Below are 17,127 nucleotides of genomic sequence, written 5' to 3'. Positions count from 1 at the left end.
TTAATTTTGATATTCAAATGTGTACCCAAAACCTTGTGGGTGTATCAGTGTTGTGAACTCCCGTGTCACAGGATCATAGGTGAGGTCAACGTTGGAAACGTCAAACGCATAGGTTTGCGGGATTTCCGAAATGACATCCCCATCCATCTGAAAGTACACGGGAAATGCCCCGGCAAACCCAAAATCAGTCGCATAAAAAATACTGGTGGTCCCTTCGACCAGACTGATGACCCCGGTTCTGGAATTGTTCCCTTTGTCCCAGATATTTCCAGAAACATCGGTTCCTATTATACTCGGATCATGGACCACCACGGTTTGGAACACACTGGCCTCAAAACCATCAGAGTTGATGGCCGAATACGTAACGCCATAAATTCCCACCGTGTTGGTATCCACATTGCTGGAAGTCTCAATTGCAATGCTCTGCCCATTCTCCGTTGCATTGGCATTCGGGGTATAGTCATCGCCCACCTCTACCACAACCAAGGCCTCATATTCAAAGACGGCATAGTTTGTGACCAAGGAAAGTCCTTCCGTAGTCTCTTTATGACAGGAGACCGTTGCAACAAATGCCATAAGGGCAAGTATGTATATCGATATTTTTCTCATCATCTTAGTATTAAATTAGTTATCCCACCAAACGGGCACCGTTACCTTCACAGGGGCATCGGGTGCATTGGCATTTCTTGAAAGCTCATCACTTGGCCATTCCAACCTTTTGGGGAAGGCCCCTCCTGTGGAACCGTTTACCGAATAGGCAAATTGGCCCGGGACATACCCCTCGCTCGTCTGCGGAACGGCCGATACGGCTGGAATTTCGGTTCTGTTCTGTTCAAAGAAGGATTCAAAACCATTTCCAGGGAAACTCGATATCCATTTTTGGGTGATTATCGCGGTCAATTTTTCATCAAAAGTTCCTGAGGAAGGGTATTCATATGCCCCCCCTACAGCGATGAAAGGGGTAGCGTCCAATCCCCATTTCGCAAATGATGTAGTTACCGCTTGATCGTACAAAGCCTTGGCCCCTGCTCCTCCTGAAAATCTTTCCCTTGCCTCTGCCTGCATGAACAGACTTTGTTCCGCCGAAATAAAGTATACCGGCGTGGTCGCAGACAGGTTTACCACTGAAACGGAATTGGGTGCGGCCAAACTTTGGTAATCGCCTTGGTTCAATGGATTCCCGGGGCCATAGTAAAGATCCAACCTTGGGTCGTTGTTGGCCGACAAATAAGAGTACATGGTCGTGCTTGCCCTCAAGTTTGTGGCAACGTTCAACTGCCTCCTATCACTTTCGTAGAGAGGGTTGCTCCTGTTGGCCTCGTTGATGAACTGGGTCATTGCGGCATCCTCGGTCAGGAAATTGTTCCCCAATGCACCGATGCCGCTTTGCGCGACACTTGGCCTGGCATCCGCTTGTCTTAAGAAGATTTTCAGTTTCATGGTGTTGGCAAATTGTACCCACTTCGCCATATCACCTCCAAAAATGAAATCATCGTTCAATGGAATGTTCCCTTTTGAAGCTCCAAGGTTCTTGGAAAGGGCATCATTGAGGTCAGCGATCATCAGATCATATACTTCTTCACCTGTATTGAAATTAGGCTCAAAATTGGCCATGTCATTGGCCTCTGCATATGGGATTTGATCGTACCAGTCCGCCAATATCTGCGACGCATAGGTTTCCAATACCGTGGCGATCAAATAATAGTTCCAGTTTTCAGATGCCAAGGCGTTCCTTTTGATGTTTCTCACATCCCCCAAAGCATCGTAAAGGTTGTTCCAACCCCCTTGATAGTTCGAAGAAGTAATGGAGTAAGCATCTATGGTCCTATATTGGTTTGCAGAATTGCTCTGGGTCCAAAACTGAGACCACATCCCGCCTATAATGGCCAGTTCTGCCCCTTGCCCCCCTGCTATGCCTGCAATGGCTATCGGCAGCTGTGTGGCCGGTTCAACACCTTCTGCTGGCAAACTGTCAGGATCTCTGTTGATGTCCATCTGATCTTCACATGAAGTCAATACCAAGGTCAGACAAACTATACTCAATATTAGTTTTTTCATTTTTTCTTTTTTTTGATTTTAGAATGAAAACTTCAATGCCGCCCCATAGGTCCTTTGTGCTGGGTTGGCAGCAAATTCCCCAAACTCACTGGCGAGGTCGTTGCCAAAAGTGGAGACCTCGGGATCCATGTAAGGGTTTGCGTCCGGTGTCCATAAGGCCAAATTTTTGCCGTAGAAGGTTATGGATGCGGCCGAAAGTCCCATGGTCTTGGCAAAATCGCTTGAAACACTATAGGTAAATGACAAATCCCTGAGGCGAACGAACGTTTTGTCGATCACATGGGTATACTCAATGGCGGGGTTACTTGCAGTCCCCCAAAAATTGGTCACGTCTTCAAAACTGATCGGTGTGGTGTTTTCCGAAAAGGTCCCATCACTGTTCTCCACCACAGAATTGGGAATGATGAAGGGTTTACGTTCATTATAGGTCGTGGCAATGGAGTTCCCGGTAAAGCCGAGAAGTCTATTGGTGTAGGAATACATCTTGCCCCCTTCTTTCCAGTCCATGCTGAACGACAGCCTAAAGTTCTTGTACCTGAACGAGTTCTTAAGTCCCATGATGAAATCCCTTTGGGATGTGCCCAAGTACTGCTCTTCGGAATCTTGGGTATAGAAGCCCGTATTGCCATCAACTATATATTGCCCTTGATCGTTCACTGCTGGGCCACGAAACCTAAAAACACCCAAAGGTTGTCCTTCTTCCGCATAGAAGTAGGTAGCATAGGAGCTGTTGATCTCAAACCTTTCCAAGCCTTGTAGATCGGTCACCTCGTTCTCATTTTTTGTAAAGGTGTAATTAATGTCCCAAGTAAAATTATTGGACCTGAACGGAGTGAGTCCCAAAACAAGCTCTATTCCCTTGTTGGTCACACTCGCATAATTTCCAGTGATGTTAAGGTATCCCGTAGATCTTGGCAATAAACGATCCAACAATAGATCTTTGGTGTCCTTTTTATAAAAAGCGGCGTCCAACGTGATCCTTCTATTAAAAAAGGAGGCCTCGGTACCGATTTCGTATTCGTTCGTGATTTCCGGTTTCAATAAACTGTTTCCCAATTGGGAGCTCAATTCAAATGAATTTACACCTCCCAAAGGCATATTGATCTGACCGAAATAGGCCCCGGCCAAACCTTGGACCAATGCAGATTCCGTATTGTACGGAGTGGTATCGTTACCTACTTGGGACACTCCTCCCCTAAGCTTCAAAAAAGTAGCATTATTATCCAACAAGATGATACTTGCCGTTGCCGAAGGATAGAAATAGGAGTTCTGCCCTATGGGCAGAGTGGATGACCAGTCGTTCCTTGCCGTCAAGGTCAGGAAATAACGATTGGCATAACCCAAGGTGCTGGTCGCAAACAATCCTATGGTCCGTCTCAACGTATTCGATTGGCCGGTACTCGGTGTGGAAGCACTATTGCTTATTTCGTAGTAGTTTGGGATATCCAAGTCTGTCACCGAAACTTGAAGTGCATCCGTAGATCTTTGGTTGAAAGCTACCCCTGCAGAAGTTGTTAGGTTCAAGTCTTCCGTGATGTCGTACTCGTGGTTGAGGGTAAAATACGTGTCGTATTGTTTGCGTTCCAACCGATATTCGGTCACACCTCCCACAATGGGGAGAGCCGCCAATAAATCTTGTGGAGATCCAGGCAGGTAATCGACAATCGCACCATAACTCTTACGATTTACATTTTCGATATCGGCCCCGATTTGCCAAGAAGCACTTAGCGTAGGGCTAAAATTGTACGTCAGGTTAATGTTCCCAAAAACACGGTTGCTGTTGATCTTGGTCGCATTTTCGTTCAGCACCCAATACGGATTGGAAGCAAAAGGGGTGTAGAAATTACTGTTGTTGTTGAATGGATTGTTTTGATAATCCTTCAGATCCACCAAACTGATGTCCCTGGGTATCTGGATGATTTCCTGGGAAAAGGTGTTTCCTTCACCTGCCTGATCACCTTGGCCCGTATTTACTACGTTCTGGTCCCTTTTTGCATAATTTAAGCTCGCCCTGACGCTAAACTTTTCATTGTTCACCCCGGCATTTAGATTGAACACTTTTCTATCGTATGCATCTGCTTCGGTAGGAATGACCCCATCACTGTCGGTATTGGTGAACCCAAGGGAAAAATCAGAGTTTGTGCCACCACCGCCTATTCTCACGGAATTGGTATAGACCTGGCCCACATCATAAAAATCCTTGATATTGTCCGGCAATGCCACATAGGGCTTTATTTGCTGGGAATTGTCGATGATCTGTCCCCATGGTCTTACCTGCCCATTGAAGGCCGGTCCCCACGATCCATTTTCGTTGCTGGCCCCCAAACCACCCATCGGTAAGGAAGAATAGCTCAACCCGTTCCATCCCTGCCCAAATTGGTTTTGCAGATGTGGCACCCTTGAGACTTCCAAAAAGTCAATGGAAGTGGTAAAATCCACACTTATCCTTGACTCTTTTCTTCCTTTTTTGGTGGTGATCAAAATGGCCCCATTGGCTCCCCTTGATCCATATACGGCCGTGGCCGCCGCTCCTTTCAGTACGGTCATGGATTCTATGCTATTGGGGTCGAGGTCGTTTATGCCCGACCCTCCATCAAATGAGCGGTTAAATGCAGATTCCAATGAACCATTCGAGCTACTGTTAATCGGGGTGCCATCCACCACATAGAGTGGTGAGTTTGAACCTGTGATGGACGAGAATCCCCTTACGATTACCTTGGAAGAGGCTCCCGGCTGTGCGGGAGTGGTAATGTCCACACCGGCCACCTTGCCCGATAGTGACTCGAACGGGTTGGTATTGGTCACGTCCGTCAGATCGGCATTGCTCAGGTTGGTGGATGCAAAACCTTGAGCCCTTGGCTGGGATTTTGTTCCCAGAACACCTGTCACTACAACTTCTTCCAGGGCCTGGGCATCTTCCAGCATGGTAACATCCACACTTGAAGCGTTCCCTATCACCACCTCTTGGGTTTGCAGGCCCAAATAGCTGAACACCAAGGTCTCGCCTCTACTGGCCCCGATTGAATAATTGCCGTCAAAATCAGTTTGGGTCCCTCTTGTGGTCCCTTTGACAATGACATTCACCCCGGGCAAGGATATACGCTCATCATCCCTGACCGTCCCGGTAATTGTTCTTTCTTGGGCAGTTCCCAACCAAGCAAGGAGAAGGAACTGAAGCAAGAAAATAAATTTCAATTTAGTCATCATATTGAATACATATTATAGTTAGTTGTGCATAAACATATAGAGCTAATCTGCTTGGCCATGAATGAATGAAGTGAACACCTTGATTTTGGGAACGAACAACCCGTTAATTGATCTGGACTTTATCCAATCTCCCACGATTTCCCTGTATCGCAGGGCCAATTATGATTTAACTGACCGTTAAAATGAATTGGGTGGGTTGGATATTGGTACGACATACCCTGTTTTTGCATTTTCAATGCCTGTTTTGGGACCGTACTGTTCAGGATTATTCTTAAATTCTCGTGATTTTATTTGATATCAAGACCACATGAAATACAAAACGATAGTCATTGATGATGAGCTATTGGCCAGACAAAGGGTCCTGGATTTGTTGAAGGAATACCCTGAGTTCGAAATTGTCGGGAAGTGCAGGAATGGGGAAGAGTCCATAGCGGCCATAGACAGGCAGGGACCCGATGTGGTTTTCTTGGATATCCAGTTAAAGGACATGGATGGGTTTGACATCCTCAAATCCATCAACCCTAAAAAATTTCCTTTAGTGGTCTTCATCACTGCTTATGACCATTATGCCATTGAGGCCTTCAATGCCTTTGCCATCGACTTCTTATTGAAACCTTTTCGAAACGACAGATTTGCTGAAAGCATCAGAAAGCTAAAGTTCAATCTGGAAGCCAATGATTATGAGGAAAAGTTCAAGAAACTCCTTTCCCAATTCCATAACATGGTCGAGGTGCAGCATACCACTTCCAGGCTTTTTGTCCGGCAAGGGAACAAAACCATTATGGTTGAAATGGACAATATCAAATACATCATTGCTTCAGGATATTATTGTGAGATCTATGTGGAAGACAAAAAATATGTGCTGAGGGAGTCCCTGAAGAGCATGTTGGAAAAGCTCAATGATCCAAAATTTATCCGAATCCACAGGTCCACGATAATCAATACTGATTTCATTTTGGAATTGGTGCATTCAGAATTCAATGAAATCGATGTGAGGATGAAGAACCAAAAACTTTTCAGGGTAAGCAAATCCTATAGAAAGGACTTTCTGGACAATCTGGGAGTAAAATGAAGGCCATGAGCAGAAAACATATGGAATGGAGGCTGTTATGGATGCTGGGGGCATTCTACTTTATTGTGGCCTGTATGGAGGTCTTCAGGGTCAGTTATCTCAGCCAAAAAGGGAGCCTGCTATATTCCTATACCAAATCGGAGCTGTTGTTGATCTATTCCTTGGATTGGATACTGGTGGTTTTTTTCATGGGCATCATGGTCTTGTTGACCAAATGGCTATTGAGCAAACGGTTCAGATGGATCTTCATTGTTCACATCCATATGCTGTTTGCCATCACCCTATCGTTTTTGACAGGCTTTATAACGCCATTGGTCAAATCCAACCAAATGTACTTTCAATTCCAGAATGTCATCACTGCCTTTCTCTCCAGCATCACTACAAACTTTCTTATTTACTCCTCGATGATATTGATCATCTATGCCTACTTCTACCTGAAGGAGATAAAGGAGGAACGGAGCAGGGTGGAGTACCTGGAAAGTTCATTGCTGAAGTTGAAGATCAAGGTGCTCGAGTCCCAGTTGCATCCGCATTTTCTTTTCAACACGCTGAACGGTATCAGCAGTTTGATCCCAAAAGATAGTGTGGCCGCCCAAAACATGGTGGCCGACCTAAGTGAATTCCTGAGAAAGGTATTGGAAATCAACAGCTATGACCTCATCACAGTGGATAAAGAACTGAACATCCTGGGTTATTACAGCAACCTGCTGAAAGAACGGTTTCAGGAGGACCTGTCCATAGAACATGACATCTCGCCTCATTGCTCCCATTGCTTACTGCCCGGGCTCTTGTTGCAGCCGTTGGTGGAAAACGCAGTGAAACACGGGTACTCCATGAACAATAAGACACTTGAGGTCAGGCTACGCATGTATAATGCAGATGGGAAACTACATATAGAGGTGGAGAACAACGGCAAACCGGTTCCCAAGGAAATCGAAAAAGAAAATTATGGGGTAGGGCTGCAAAATGTCGAGGATCGATTGAAGGCCTACTATAAAAACAATTATGTCTTAACTGTACGGAACACTGACTATGGGGTCTTGACCTATATACAAATACCGTGTTGAATTTATTGAATTCCCCATAACACCACTTCACTTCACTTTCAAGGCCAGTCACTTCTTTTTAGGGGTCACGGTACAGGCATTGTCCTAATTTCGGCATAGGGACTAAAAAATATTAGTTCTCATTTGTAAGATTATTTTTGAATTAGCTAAAAAAGGGGGAGCAATGAGCTTCCCCTTTTTGATTGTCAAATCATTGAAAATTAATTCTTTGACGCTATTCCATCAGATGTGGTCCAAGCATCGACCTGAATGATCGATCAGTATTACCACTTCATTTTCGTTATGGTAAAAGACCAACCTTATGATGATTTTATTTCAAATAGACGAAGACCTGTCCAAAGGACGGCATATCCAATGAATCAATCAGCCCTTTATGTGATGCGAACGACTTTTATCTGGATGCCAGTACCGATATATTGATTTATACCAGGTATAATTGGCAACAAATTCTGGTTCTTAATCATTAATTTCACCTGATAAGCATAAATGATGGCCCACAAAACAATAATTATAGATGATGAGTTGTTGGCACGAAAACGCATCATGGAACTCTTAGCGGACAGAAACGAGTTTGATGTGATTGCCGAATGTGCCAATGGGGAGGATGCTATAAGCAAGATCACTGAATTGTCTCCCGACATTATTTTTCTGGACATTGAGCTCAAGGGAATGACCGGTTTTGATGTCCTAAGAAATATCCATCCCCAGAAAATGCCCATTGTGGTCTTTGCCACTGCATATGATCACTATGCGGTGGACGCCTTCAACAATTATGCATTGGATTTTCTCCTCAAACCCTTTAAAAACAAACGGTTCCATGAAACCTTGGAGCGAATTTTGGAAAGAATGAAGTACCTCGATTATGAGGAGCGAATGAAAGGGTTCCTGAACAGTCTGGAGGGAAACCTAAAAAAGGAATATGGTTCCAAAACAAGGAAATTACCCATAAAACAGGACAACAAGACCATTTTGCTAAATACCGATCAAATCAAATATGTCTGTGCCTCCAGCTATTATGCTGAAATATATATCGGTGAGAAAAAATATGTTGTACGGGACTCCTTAAAAAATCTGCTGCACCAACTTAGTGACCATCAATTTCTAAGGATCCATAGATCCACCATCATAAATATTGATCATATTCTGGAACTGGTGCATTCGGATTATAATGAAATTGATATTCGAATGAATGACCTAAAGCTTTTTAGGATAAGTAAATCCTACCGGAAAGACACATTGACCAAATTGGGCATACTGTAATGGTTACATTTTTTAAAAAATATGCGGAACCTTCTTTACTGAAATACTTGGTGTTGTTTTACACCTTTATTGCGGGCATCGATTTTTGCAGAAGTTTTTACTTTCTCTACCAAGGTCCGGGAAAAGTAGTGGACAATCTGAACGGATTAATGGTCGTCAGTGTCATTGATTGGGCACTGGTCCTTTTGTTCATGGGGCTAGTGGCCACTTTGACCAAATTTCTATTGATCAAGAAAATAGCTTGGCGCGCCATCATATCCCTACATGTTGTCCTGTCCATCATACAAAGCTATTTAACGGGATTTATTTCCCCCTTGATCTTGGATTACGACCTGATCAACCGTAATTACAATTTTTTCGAAAAGGTCACCCACACCTTCTTTTTTAATGTGACCACCAATATTTTGCTGTATTGTTCCATGTTGTTGATTGTTTACAGCTATTTCTACCTCCGTCAGATCAGAAGCCAGGAAACGGAGAAGAAAGTATTGGAAAACAACCTGATCAAGTTAAAATTGAAGACTTTGGAAAATCAATTGAACCCCCATTTTTTGTTCAATACGCTCAATAGCATTTCCAGTTTGGTCAAAAGAGAACCTGATACGGCACAGGATATGATTGCCGATGTGAGTTACCTGCTCAGAAAATTTTTGGAAATAGATAATGAAAACTTGATATCCATTCAAGAAGAGTTGGAGATTCTCGAACATTATGTGAATATCCTTAAACAACGCTTTCAAGAAGATTTTAAGATCGTACAAAATGTAAAAGAATCAACCCATCACATCAAAATCCCGAGGTTATTGATCCAATCCATCATTGAAAACTCCATTAAGCATGGGTTCTCGCAAAAAAACAGAAAACTTCTGATCGATCTCACCATAAAGAAAAAAGGGGACCAACTCATCATCAGTGTTGAAAACAATGGCAAAAAATTGCCCGAACACCCTGTTTATTCCAATAGCGGTATAGGCATCATCAACATGAAAGAGCGGTTACAGGCACTTTATCAGGATAGGTACAAATTTGACATTACCAACTCGTCACTTGGCGTAAAGACGGAGGTTTACATTCAACTTCCTCCAAGCTCTTTGTGACCGCCAAGATGTGGTCTGACAATCTTTAAATTGAACATGATGGGGCAAACCTTGACTTTTACGATTCAATAGTCCAGTATAATATCCCTGGTTTCCTCTCCCCTGGCTATTTTCAATTGAAGATGGTGGACATCAGGATTGTACTCGTCCCCCAAGGCATCTTCCAGTCCCTGATAAAAAGGTTTTTTTTTGATCTCCCTTCCATTGACCGATAAGATCAGGTCCTCTGGCAAGAGACCAGCCCTTTCCCCTTTTGAGCCCTTGATGATGTTCGTAACCTTGAAGGCCCGCTCACCCTCATATCCCCTGGATAACATTTCCAGCTTCGTTGCGGGTCCACCAGCGACACCGGTCACCCCCGAAAGGTCGTCAGTGAACACAAAGTCACTTGATTCACTGTTGACGATGCCCAATACATAACTTAGGATATATTGGGCTCTTTTTTCCAGAAGACCATAATCTATTCTATCTGAATGGTCCAGCGAGGTGTGGATATTTATCTGGCTTCCGGTACCTATGGTTATCGATGGAATTTTATTCAAGACAAATGGATAATGATCGGTATTCGCCACAATATCGATTTCGAAAGGAGCCAATTTCACTGCTCCCAGACTATCGGTCCTCTTTCTGATTTTTTCAAATAAAGGCGTCGGTTCCCCATATGCGGCATATAAAAAAGTGGCTTCGGGGTCCCCAACAATTTTCTCCAAATTTATCATTGCCTTTATCTGCTTCAAGGGCACTGGAGGATTGTTCACAAAATATACCGAACCGTCCAAGGCATTTTCTTCCGCACCAAAACCGACAAATACTATGGAGCGTTTTAGCTTAACCTTATTCTGTTGAATCACCCTTGCAATTTCCATGATCGTGGCCAGGCTAACGGCATTGTCTACCGCACTGTTCCAAATGGTGTCCCTTTTTGCCGCTATGGTATCTGTCACAACTCCTTCGGGAATACTTTTCCCAAAATCGGCCTGGTGTGGCAGCCCTTGTCCATCATGGTGGCCCCCCACAACGATATACTCATTGGGAAAATCCGAACCTTTCAAAATTCCCAGCACATTTTGGGAGTTCGCTTTGCTCCATGGATCGTGGTCCTCCAATGTGTAGAACCCAAAAGGCTGAAGGTAACCCCCAAGGTCCTTTGCTTGTCCATGTATTGGATGAAGCCCCATCTCCCTAAACCGTTGTGCTATGTAGGCAACAGCCTTGGCCTCTCCCATGGAGCCTGCACCACGGCCTCCCAAGCTGTCGTGGGCCAATACGGCCACATGATGGTCCAAACGGCTTTCTTCAATGGCCATGGGAGCAGGGTTTTTGGTTGTACCTGTGCATGAACATAAGATCGACAGGATCAACACACTCAATAATGCCTCAAGATTTTTCATTTTCAGTTTTTTGATTCGATAGTTTTTTGTGAAAATAAAGGTCGATGGAGCAAGCGCCACCGCCCTTGATCAGCAATGCCGCTACAATGGCAATGGTAAGAACATGGTATTCAAACCCTTCCCCTCTGCTTGGATCCATATACCAATTCATGTAGAAACCCCATTTCAAATGCACCAAGTGAACGGCCACCATCATGATGATGCCTATCAAAAAAGCCCATACCCGCGTCAACAAACCCAACATCAATAAAAGTGCACCTAAGGATTCGATAAAAATGACCGAATACGTTAGAACACTGGGTATGTTCCACCATTGTTTCCATGCACCGACGGTCCATGCCATTCCATGGCCTCCCCAGATACCAAAAAGCTTTTGTGCCCCATGGGCAAATATCACCCCGCCCAAAACCAGCCGTAAGATCAATATGGTATAATCATTACAGGTGGCCATCAGTTTTATTGCACATGATTTCATGGTGTCGTTCATTTGATTTTTTAGGAAGGAAATGTAGGGACCAGGCCGCTTCAATAATTGTATTTATTAGACGCTTTTGCGGTCTACTCTTTTTCAGCATGCGTTTCTCATGTTTTGGCATTTGGAAATGCACCCTTGCTTATGTGTAAAGAACCTCCTCATGCATTTTTCCGAGTAAAGCCTCACTTATGTTTAAATTGAAATATAAATTGGAAAGTGACTCTTAGGATAATCTAGTTGGAGCTTAAATTGACGTTTGTATCATAGCTGACTGTCAATTCATCATCATTGTAAAAGAATGGGGACCAGTTAAAAACTTCCTGCTACCGATCCAATGTTCCCTTATGGGCGTTCTGGATGTTTTTCTTGATTTTTTCAATCCCTGTGGCATCTATCAAAACCCCATCGTACACCACGGCATCTATTGCCCGGATATTCTGGATATTGCCCAGCGGGTCATTGTCCAACAACACCAAATTGGCAATTTTCCCGACCTCCACAGTACCGTGATCTGCTTTGATGCCAAAGAACAGCGCAGGATTGATGGTAGCTGTCCTCAATGCCTCTGCAGGGCTCAGTCCTGCTTGGACAAAATCTTCCAGTTCGTTGTGCACGCCCACTCCTGGAAAACATAAAGGATTGGCCCCCATATCGGTACCCGCCAACAGCATGACCCCTTTTTCATGCATTCGTTTTACCATTTGTGGGTAAAGGGAATACAATTTTTTCTTGGTCTCGATGAATTCTTCATTGTCTCGATGGGTCAAATGGTCATTGACCTCGGGTGTCCAATATGCTTGCAGGTATTGGGGCAGGAATGCAAGCAGTGCTTTATCCTTGGAAAGCTCTTCTTCATACCAGGCATTTTTTCTCCACATGCTGAGTGTTGGGCAGTGCCAGATTTTCTCCTGTACGAACAGACTATATAAAGAATCTGCCCTCACTTCATCAAAAGTGGAAAGTCTATGCGCATTCATGGCGTTGGATCGGTCAATACCATTCTTCATTTTTCTGATTCCTTCCATGAATTCCCCAGAAGGCCTGTCCGAACATTCCTTAAGGATTTCCAATAAGTGTTCCTGGCTTTTCATGCCGGTCATTGCTGCTTCCGATGGAGATACGGTAAATGGGACATGACCAACGAACGGAAAACCTATTTCATTGGCATACTGGCTCAGTTGGAAATAAATGTCGCGGGGCAGTAAGGAATATACTTTCAAAAAATCCACACCTTCAACAATAAGGGAATCCACCACATGCTTGACTTGTTCCGGGGAGTCTATGCCCACAGAACCGTCCCACATGGGGTCGGGTCCGTCCAACAAAGGACCTCCTGCATAGATTTTTGGGACCAATAGTTCCCTGGACCTGTATTTTTCCCGCCATGTTTTGACCACATCCAAAGATCCGGCCATGTCCCTTATGCCCATTACCCCATTCACCACAAAAAGGGGAAGCAAGAGGTCACGCTTTTCCGGTTGGGGATCCATACGCCATACTTCGGGATCATCGGGATGGGCATGCATGTCCCACAATCCGGGCATGATGTATTTTCCCGAAGCCTCAAAGGTCTGGGCCACTTCATAATCGATTGCTGACCCTATGCTATCGATGCGGACAATCCGCTGTCCTGTCACCACTATGTTCTTCCTGGGTAAAATCTTGCCGCTTTCCACATCCACAATTTGGACATCCTTTATGAGCAAGTCGCCCTTTACCTGTTCCCTTCTTTGGCAGGAAAAAATAGTCAGGGCACAAACGGCCCAACAAGTCACTTGTTTTCTCATCCAAATCTTTGTTTTTAGCTGGAATGGTCCGTGACCAAATGCCACTGTCCCTTATCCTTTTTCATGGTGGCCGAAAACCAGCCCCTGACCAATTCTTCCTTTCATTCAATTTAAAATCGTTCAGGACGAAGGTTAAAGATAATAAGGCTTCTAAATCATGGATTGTACAAATTAGACAGAAAAAAATTACCTATAAATGGCAGAAGGGCTCAATCCCATGACCATCCATCACCACTGATTGGAGATGAGTTTAAGGCACGTCTCTTCCGAATTTGAAAATTTTTTGGAGAGAAACTCACTTGGGCTCAAAGAGGTAAATGTCCTGAACTCCCGAATGAAATGGGATTGATCGAAAAAACCGAGACGGTATCCCAATTCTGTCAAGTTGTTGTTATGTTTGGAGAAATAATGGATCGCGGCATTGAACCTGACGATCCTCATATAGATTTTGGGGGTAACTCCCAGAAATCTATGGAACAAGCGTTCTATTTTCTTGTAATTGACATTAAAATGGTTGGCGAGAAAATCAAATCGTATCTCGCCTTTATGCTCCTTTATAAAGCTGACGATGTTCACAAACAGGATATAGTCCGGGTTGTATCTTAATATTTTCAAGCGTTCTGCCACAAAGCCCTCGACGATCCTTATCTTTTCCTCAATCCCATTGGCGGCCAACACCCTATCCTCGATCTCGGTCAATTTTCCATTTCCCAGCAAGTCTATTTCCACAAAGAGATTCTTGAACTCCTTCAAGCTCTGGTCCAAAAACAGGGCCAATCCTGCAGGATTTATCTTGACGCCAAAGTAATGGGCATTCCCTTTTGTGAAATAATAATTTACGGGCTTGGTCTTCTGTCCAAACACTGAAGTCCTCTTTAGCGTAATGGGAGGGGTGTCTATGGCCATATTTCGCTTGATGGTCTTCTGGGAATCCACAAACAAGAGCCCAAAAGTTCCATCGGGGACCACCAAATCGGTAATGTCTTCATAGATATTGGCCGTATCCACCATGAAATAGCTGTCTATGTACTTAGACAAGCAGGGGGATGGATGATATTCTTTGAAGTACATATAAGTTGGCCTATCTCATCAATAAAGTGTCCAAAAACTACAATTTGTTACATCATCGCTTTCCTATTTTTGAAAAGTTTAACATTAAAACAAGGCCATGAAACCTATACTCGAAAAAGCCATATTGATTGTTACGGCTACTGTCTCAATCCTCACTTTCACTCCGTTTGACAAAGACCTTTCCATTGATTCAACAGCGAGCCTGATTACCCATATAAAGACTGAAAATGAGGAAAATCATCTCAGGGCATTCACTTTTGTACAGGAAACCATCCATTTTAATGACCAGGGTAAACCTAAGGATACTACAACTTGGTATGAAGCCATACGTTACCCAAAAGACTTCAGGATAGATTTTGGCGACCCTGAAAAAGGCAATGCCAATATCAATCGCAATGACAGCATTTATGTGTTCAGGGGAAACAAGCTAGTGCACAAGGGGCCGGAGATGCAAGAATTCCTGATTCTGGAGGGGGGCCTTCACTACTATTCGGTAGAGGAAACCATCAACAGGCTCCAAAAACTCGGGATAGACACCGACACCTTTACCAAGTCCACTTACCAAGACAGGCCCATCTTCATCATCGGGGCCAAAGAGGGCGAGCATTCCAAGCCTCAAATTTGGTTGGATGCAAAGGAACTACATGCGGTCCGGAGATTTAGCAAGGGAAAGAAAGGTGAACTATATGAAGTACGGTACGATGGTTATAAGGACTTTGGTGGTCATCGAATAGAAACTTGGATTGAGTTTTGGTTGGATGGAAAGCTCATCCAGACCGAGAGGTACAACCAAGTCGATACCACTCCAGATCTTTCCGATGAAGACTTTGATCCCTCCAAGTTTGGAAGCATCTATTGGTTCAAAAAATGATTTATGACTATGTCAATTGGCAGTCATTGAATATCCACATCAATATAAAAGCCCTTTATCCATATGGATAAAGGGCTTTGTTTATGATCTTCCAATTGATCGGTGCTAGGCATTAATTCTGATCTCCAGGCCCTAGATTTGGATTGGCATCGATCTCTTTTTGTGGGATCTTAAAGATCCAATCATCATTGACCGAAGGCCTATCCTGTTGGAAACCGTTTTGGTAGAGCACCGCTGACGCTCCAGAACCTCCATTGGCAGCATGGTCTATTCCTTCGTCCCAACGGATCTTGTCCGTATATAGGAAACCTTCTCCATACAACTCTACCCCTCTCTGGAACTTGATGTGTTCCATCAAAGATTCTTGGGTATTGTAGATGGAAACGTCATAGTTGCTGTCCCTTGCAGTTCCCAAAGGCTCCAGAGCTGCTTGGGCCCCAGGTATGTCGTTCATCATGGCCATTGCCTCCGCCTCGATCAGGTACATTTCGGCAGAGCGCATGTAGATGATGTCATCAGGATCGGTAGTCCCTGGGTTTTTTTGCAAAAACTTCACCTGCATATAGGGATGTTCGTTGTGTGCACTGGTCCAACCATACAAATCTTCATATTCCTGTCTTTTGGCATCGAATTCGGCCTCGTTATCATAGTTGGGATCGTTGCCAAAGCCTCCTTGCCCGTTGGATGCTGAACTATTGGTATTGGGTGCATCGGCCAAGAACACATCTTTCCTATAATCTGTGTCGGGAATTTGGTCGTACAATCTCCTGTCCACAATTTTTGGATTGTTCCTATTCTGGCTTCCGTTGAAGGTGTTACAGATCAAATAGAAATAGGAACGGAAAAAGGTGGTCTCCGTGGTGATCACATTGCTCCCCCAAATAACTTCTGGCAACAAGGTAGTATTGAATCCAGATTTCCAATCGGCCTCGTCCATCAATGGATAATTCTGTCGTGCCATGACGGCAGCATCGGCAGCGGTTTGCCAATCTCCTTTCGATAGGGCGATCCTTGCTTTAAGGCCGTAGGCCACATCTATGTTCAATTGGGATTTTCCATCCGCTGTACCGGTCGATCTGGCCGTTGCATTCTCAAAATAGCCTATGGCTTCATCAATGTCCAATTCCATTTGATCGTAAATTTCCTGTACGGTTGATCTTGGGGCACTGGTGAAAGGCGCTTCTGAAGCAAACAATAGTGGCACACCTGGGTCTGAAGCGGGGTTTCCTATCAAATAACCTTTCGCATAGTGCTGGATCAATGAAAGGTATGCGTAGGCCCTATAGGTGTAGGCCTGTCCCAAAATCTCCCTTAACCTATCATCTTCCACCAAGCTCCCATCGGTGGCCTTGTTGATGATGGCATTGGCACTAGCGATGATATTGTATCGATGGTACCACAGAAGTTCTGCGGTCAATGATGTTTCTTGCGTGTGGGAAGTCCATCTCGTCTCATCCTGCCATCCCAAATTGTTGGCGCTGGCCGTGTGGATCACACCTCCTGCCAAGTTATCGTCCAGAGGTATCCAATAATGGTTCCCCGCCCTTTGTGAATCACCACCGGGGAGTATGGTCTGGGATTGGGCGTAAAGTCCACGGTGCAATCCGTTCAAAATGAGCGCCATATTCTCTGCAGTGGCAAGTGCATCATTGGCAGAAATCGCATCTGTCGGCTTTGTCTCCAGAAAATCTTCGTCACAAGAAGTTATTGTAACAGCCAGTATTACGAATAACATGAATTTTATTTTGCTTAACATAACTATTATGTTTTA

13 protein-coding genes are annotated in these 17,127 nt (G+C 44.2%); 5 read left to right on the top strand and 8 right to left on the bottom strand.

The window, feature by feature from the left end:
- The 3 genes from D2V93_RS14820 to D2V93_RS14810 are packed head-to-tail and all read right to left on the bottom strand — an operon-like array spanning position 1 to position 5,265.
- Positions 1-576 carry an immunoglobulin-like domain-containing protein gene (locus tag D2V93_RS14820; RefSeq protein ID WP_182850000.1) on the bottom strand — a complete coding sequence of 192 codons (576 nt, stop codon included), beginning with the start codon at positions 574-576 and terminating at the stop codon, positions 1-3.
- Positions 577-624: 48 nt separating this feature from the next.
- On the bottom strand, positions 625-2,058 hold the full coding sequence (locus D2V93_RS14815) for a SusD/RagB family nutrient-binding outer membrane lipoprotein (RefSeq protein WP_119619939.1): 1,434 nt from the start codon (positions 2,056-2,058) through the stop codon (positions 625-627).
- Between the two features lie 18 nt (positions 2,059-2,076).
- Positions 2,077-5,265 carry a SusC/RagA family TonB-linked outer membrane protein gene (locus D2V93_RS14810; protein ID WP_119619938.1) on the bottom strand — a complete coding sequence of 1,063 codons (3,189 nt, stop codon included), beginning with the start codon at positions 5,263-5,265 and terminating at the stop codon, positions 2,077-2,079.
- Between the two features lie 307 nt (positions 5,266-5,572).
- Between D2V93_RS14810 and D2V93_RS14805 the strand changes: the two genes are divergently transcribed.
- The 4 genes from D2V93_RS14805 to D2V93_RS14790 all read left to right on the top strand — a co-directional run bounded on the left by D2V93_RS14805 (position 5,573) and on the right by D2V93_RS14790 (position 9,761).
- Positions 5,573-6,337: a LytR/AlgR family response regulator transcription factor gene (locus D2V93_RS14805; protein ID WP_072875615.1), complete on the top strand. Its 765-nt coding sequence runs from the start codon at positions 5,573-5,575 to the stop codon at positions 6,335-6,337.
- Between the two features lie 5 nt (positions 6,338-6,342).
- The gene (locus tag D2V93_RS14800; RefSeq protein WP_182849999.1) at positions 6,343-7,404 is read left to right on the top strand and encodes a sensor histidine kinase; all 1,062 of its coding nucleotides are present in this window, start codon (positions 6,343-6,345) and stop codon (positions 7,402-7,404) included.
- A gap of 486 nt (positions 7,405-7,890) precedes the next feature.
- Positions 7,891-8,664 carry a LytR/AlgR family response regulator transcription factor gene (locus D2V93_RS14795; RefSeq protein WP_313795051.1) on the top strand — a complete coding sequence of 258 codons (774 nt, stop codon included), beginning with the start codon at positions 7,891-7,893 and terminating at the stop codon, positions 8,662-8,664.
- On the top strand, positions 8,664-9,761 hold the full coding sequence (locus tag D2V93_RS14790; RefSeq protein WP_119619936.1) for a sensor histidine kinase: 1,098 nt from the start codon (positions 8,664-8,666) through the stop codon (positions 9,759-9,761). Before D2V93_RS14795 ends, D2V93_RS14790 begins: the two co-directional genes overlap by 1 nt.
- 65 nt (positions 9,762-9,826) lie before the next feature.
- Here D2V93_RS14790 and D2V93_RS14785 read toward each other — a convergent pair whose 3' ends face one another.
- The 4 genes from D2V93_RS14785 to D2V93_RS14765 form a co-directional block, all read right to left on the bottom strand.
- Complete coding sequence (locus D2V93_RS14785; RefSeq protein WP_182849998.1) at positions 9,827-11,068, bottom strand: M28 family peptidase; 1,242 nt, start codon at positions 11,066-11,068, stop codon at positions 9,827-9,829.
- Positions 11,069-11,138: 70 nt separating this feature from the next.
- Complete coding sequence (locus tag D2V93_RS14780; RefSeq protein ID WP_220473643.1) at positions 11,139-11,627, bottom strand: DoxX family protein; 489 nt, start codon at positions 11,625-11,627, stop codon at positions 11,139-11,141.
- Positions 11,628-11,950: 323 nt separating this feature from the next.
- A complete protein-coding gene (locus D2V93_RS14775) occupies positions 11,951-13,414 on the bottom strand; it encodes an amidohydrolase family protein (protein ID WP_119619934.1) in 1,464 nt (487 codons plus the stop codon).
- Positions 13,415-13,642: 228 nt separating this feature from the next.
- Positions 13,643-14,485, bottom strand: coding sequence for a helix-turn-helix domain-containing protein (locus D2V93_RS14765; protein WP_119619932.1), 843 nt, complete (start codon positions 14,483-14,485; stop codon positions 13,643-13,645).
- Positions 14,486-14,582: 97 nt separating this feature from the next.
- Between D2V93_RS14765 and D2V93_RS14760 the strand changes: the two genes are divergently transcribed.
- Positions 14,583-15,356 (top strand): hypothetical protein, encoded by a 774-nt coding sequence (locus tag D2V93_RS14760; protein WP_119619931.1) that lies wholly within the window; start codon positions 14,583-14,585, stop codon positions 15,354-15,356.
- A gap of 112 nt (positions 15,357-15,468) precedes the next feature.
- Here the strand turns inward: D2V93_RS14760 and D2V93_RS14755 are convergent, their stop codons facing one another.
- Entirely contained in the window at positions 15,469-17,112 is a 1,644-nt protein-coding gene (locus D2V93_RS14755) for a RagB/SusD family nutrient uptake outer membrane protein (protein WP_119619930.1), read from the bottom strand.
- Between the last annotated feature and the right edge of the window lie 15 nt (positions 17,113-17,127).

Origin of the sequence: Flagellimonas taeanensis, from assembly GCF_003584105.1 — a bacterium.
Lineage (GTDB): Bacteria > Bacteroidota > Bacteroidia > Flavobacteriales > Flavobacteriaceae > Flagellimonas > Flagellimonas taeanensis.
Note: the sequence above shows the minus strand (reverse complement) of the source record. Positions and strands in the feature narration are given on the sequence as shown.